This is a genomic window from Streptomyces sp. NPDC059037, assembly GCF_042740015.1.
Taxonomy (GTDB): domain Bacteria; phylum Actinomycetota; class Actinomycetes; order Streptomycetales; family Streptomycetaceae; genus Streptomyces.
In genome coordinates this window covers 1-3,350 of the sequence record NZ_JBHYIG010000284.1, presented here as the reverse complement: position 1 = coordinate 3,350, position 3,350 = coordinate 1, and the positions used below count along the sequence as shown (strand labels likewise).

Below are 3,350 nucleotides of genomic sequence, written 5' to 3'. Positions count from 1 at the left end.
ACTCCCTCCACCCCCCCCCCCCCACCCCCACCACACCCCCCCCCCCCACACCGCCCCGTTTCTCGCCGCTATCCAGTGCTGCGGACGGTGTACCAGCCGTAGGGGCTCAGGCCCCCGCCGAGATCCACGCCCTCCACCGCGAATCCCGCCGCGGCCACGCAGGATTCGACTTCTTCGTGCCCGATGAGGAGAACCCGCTCACTGAACTCCACCGCCGGCACCGTGTTCTCCCCGTTCTCCTCGTTCGCCTCGATGCGAGTTCCCAGGGTGAGGAGATCCCCCTCGTCGACCGTGGCGGTGACGGTGACGAGACCACCGCCGCGCGTGTCGGGAAACGTCACACTGTGCTGCGCAAGGAGCGGCTCGTAGGCCTGCTTGGCGTAGTACTCGAACGAGAGCGAACCTCCCGGCTTCAGTACATCGCGTACGTGGGACAGAGCACCCACGAGTTCCTCGCGCGAGCGCACACAGGCGAGCGAGCCCAGCGTGGAATAGGCCGCATCAAAGGCCCCGTTCACCGGCAGTTCATTGCGGAAATCCGCCTCGACCAGCGATACGTTCCCCGGAACACCCTTCGCGCGGAAAACGCTCAGCATCGGATCGGAGTTGTCGACCCCGACCACCTCCGCGGCGATCGCCGCCACGGGCATCGCGATACGACCGGTGCCCACACCGATCTCGAGCACCCGAGAACCTGTGACGTACGGCCGAAGCCGCTCCACCGACGGGCCGGTGGCCACGGCCGCCGAGATCAGCGAGTCGTACACGGACGCCACCGCGTCGCCGTACTGGACACTCGACGAGGTCATGGGTTCACCGACTCATAGCCGAATACCATGTCGTACTTGGGCTCTTCACTGTGGTCGTAGCCCGAGTAACGCACCAACAGCACCTGGAAGTACGGGAATCCTGGCTCCGGTGCGATGCGGTGGCGGACGAATTCGTTGATGAGCCGATGGGTGGCCTTCTTGGACGTCTCGCCCAGCGGCGTCGTCCCTCCCGGGTTGTGCAACAGGGTTGATGTCACATCGAAGATGGCCTTCTCGAATCGGCGGCCGGGGAACCAGAACGTGTGGATCATCTTGCGCGGACTGATGGAGTACACCTCCCGCCATTCCGTGTGCTCCGTCTTGTGCTCGTTCGCAAGCCGGTACAGGAAGTGCTGGTCCTCCACAGACGGATTCGGAGCGAAGAAGCGCCAGTTCGGGATGGCGATACCGGACCCCGTCTTGTCCGCCTTCCGGATCCTGTCGTAACTGCGGTCGGGGTGCTGGGCCAGTACCGATGCGATGAACCAGCCCGCGAGGACCACCGGAACGGCCCGCTCCAGGACATCCGCCGCCGCTACCGTTGCCTTTCTCATGCCGCCTCCCGCTGTTCCTGCCGGCCGTCGCCCAGCATTCCCTCGATGGCCTTGGCCGTGAGAGCGGCGGTTCCTGTTCCACTGACGACGGAGAAATGTGTCGCGTCCGCAATGGTGGTCACCTCGCCCCGGGTGCCGGAAGAGACGTACTCCTCGAGCAGTTCGCGATGCTCGGGGCTGTTCCGCAGCGTCTGCTCGGCCGCTATCACGGAAACAGGAATCTCCAGCCGGTCCAGCGGCCTGCCGCCGTCGATCATGAACGCATAGGAGTGGCCCCACTCCCGCCGCGCCGCGCGCCAGGTGGCGGAGGCCGAGACTTCGAGGCGCAGCGCCCGGTGGTGGGCGGTTCCCCGCGCGAAGGCGAACATCTCCCTCTTGTCCAGGAGCAGTCCGCCGCCGAAGAGCGTCGTCCACGGCCCCAGCCTGATCGTCATGTCCGCCGCCCGGGCCCCCTCGCGCTGCCTTGGGGAGTGCAGCAGCTCGCGCGGGTGCGTGGGGTCCACCAGGACCACCCCTTCCACCAGCTCCGGAGCGGCCGCTGCGGCGCGGTGGACGAGGTAGCCCCCGAGGGAGTGCCCGGCCAGCACGCAGGTGCGCCGGCCGCCGAGCGCGACGGTGACCACGTCCACCAGGTCGTTCACGGACTCGCTGAGCGAGTACGCGTCGGGGCAGCGCCGCAGCGAACTGCGGTAACCGGCGCGGTCGTACAGCACGACTGTGACCGCAGGGTCCAGGTGGTCGGCGACGAGCAGCCACGCCGTGGACGTGCTCATCAGTCCCGCATCGCAGACCAGCACGGGGCCGTCCGGTGCGCCGCGCCGCAGGTGGTACGTGATGATGTTGCCGCTCCCGCAGCGCGTGCTGTGCCGCTCGAAGCCGCTGTGGCCGCGCCAGGTCGCGACGGCCGCGTAGCCCTGGTGCACGAGCCCGGCGGCGAGACACGCGGCAAGGCCGGTGCCGGTCAGCTTCGGGAACGTCAGTGAGCCGATTCCGGGGGTCACTCCGCTTCCCCCGTCCCCTTGGCCAGCGCGCGTACGGCCGGATAGGTGGAAGAGAACGCCAACGCGAATCGAGACAGGCCCATCAGCCGGGCATTGGCCAGATGGAAGCCGCCCATCACGACCAACCCGGCATCGATGAACTTGCCCTTCTTGAGCAGCAGCAGCGGAAATCCACATTCGATGGCGAGCACGGTGTGACAGAGCGCGCGGGCTGCTTTTGGATGCTTCTCAAGATTCTTGAAGAACCATTCGTCGCCGTACGTCTGGGTGCGCATGATCTTTGTCAGCGCTTCACCGGAACGCCAGGTATCTCCGGGGAGCTTGGCCCACCCCGATGCCCCGTAAGACAGCACGGTCTGGGCGCCGATGAAATGCACCGCTGCCGTGCGGCTCGACTCGGTGCCCCCGGCCCTGCCGAGAGAGGCTGCCGCTTGCACAAGGAAGGAAACCTGGTCGGACCCGTCGGTGCCGAACAAATGCCGATGGTAGACAAGGATCTGGCTGCCTGCGAGATATGCGTCGGCTGCCATTCGCACCTTGTTGTTCCGTACCGGGGAAATGAGCACCGCTGCCGCCAGGGCCCGTGATCCATGGATTGCCTGTGTGACGGTCTCACGGGCGATGAAATCCCTGGCCGCCTGCTTGAATCTGCCCTTGGCAGGAACCTGGTCTCTTAGCTGGGTCCAGTCGTTGAGTCCGCCCGGCATTCGGTCACTTTTACGTGCCAGGTACTCAAGGCTCGAAAGGAGATGAGTGGTGGCGGAGATTCGCTCGGCAGTGGAGAGGGGCCGGGCACGCACGGATTCCGCGACTTTCCGGAGACATGACAGCATGCTCTCTATCCCTGTTTCTGGGCAGCGGGACGGGGGGGGGGGGGAAGTTGTTTGGGGGAAGCGGGAAAAAATTAGAAATAAAAAAATATATTTTTTTTGAGGTTTAGGACGGGGGGGGGCGGACCGCCCACCCCCACACCCCCACCCCACCAA

At 65.8% G+C, this 3,350-nt stretch carries 4 protein-coding genes; all 4 read right to left on the bottom strand.

Features of this window, described 5'->3' with window-relative positions; genetic code table 11:
• Positions 1-68 precede the first annotated feature (68 nt).
• The 4 genes from ACFWY6_RS37720 to ACFWY6_RS37705 are packed head-to-tail and all read right to left on the bottom strand — an operon-like array spanning position 69 to position 3,071.
• Positions 69-809, bottom strand: a complete 741-nt coding sequence (locus tag ACFWY6_RS37720) for a class I SAM-dependent methyltransferase (RefSeq protein WP_384700276.1) — start codon at positions 807-809, stop codon at positions 69-71.
• Complete coding sequence (locus tag ACFWY6_RS37715; protein WP_384700274.1) at positions 806-1,363, bottom strand: hypothetical protein; 558 nt, start codon at positions 1,361-1,363, stop codon at positions 806-808. The genes ACFWY6_RS37720 and ACFWY6_RS37715 overlap by 4 nt, the downstream gene beginning before the upstream one ends.
• Positions 1,360-2,364, bottom strand: coding sequence for an alpha/beta fold hydrolase (locus tag ACFWY6_RS37710; RefSeq protein ID WP_384700273.1), 1,005 nt, complete (start codon positions 2,362-2,364; stop codon positions 1,360-1,362). The genes ACFWY6_RS37715 and ACFWY6_RS37710 overlap by 4 nt, the downstream gene beginning before the upstream one ends.
• Complete coding sequence (locus ACFWY6_RS37705) at positions 2,361-3,071, bottom strand: hypothetical protein (RefSeq protein ID WP_384700271.1); 711 nt, start codon at positions 3,069-3,071, stop codon at positions 2,361-2,363. The genes ACFWY6_RS37710 and ACFWY6_RS37705 overlap by 4 nt, the downstream gene beginning before the upstream one ends.
• Between the last annotated feature and the right edge of the window lie 279 nt (positions 3,072-3,350).

Bases quoted from the DNA above. Each gene is read 5' to 3' on its own strand.
- ACFWY6_RS37720 (WP_384700276.1), bottom strand. From the start codon at position 809: ATGACCTCGTCGAGTGTCCAGTACGGCGACGCGGTGGCGTCCGTGTAC.
- ACFWY6_RS37715 (WP_384700274.1), bottom strand. From the start codon at position 1,363: ATGAGAAAGGCAACGGTAGCGGCGGCGGATGTCCTGGAGCGGGCCGTT.
- ACFWY6_RS37705 (WP_384700271.1), bottom strand. From the start codon at position 3,071: ATGCCGGGCGGACTCAACGACTGGACCCAGCTAAGAGACCAGGTTCCT.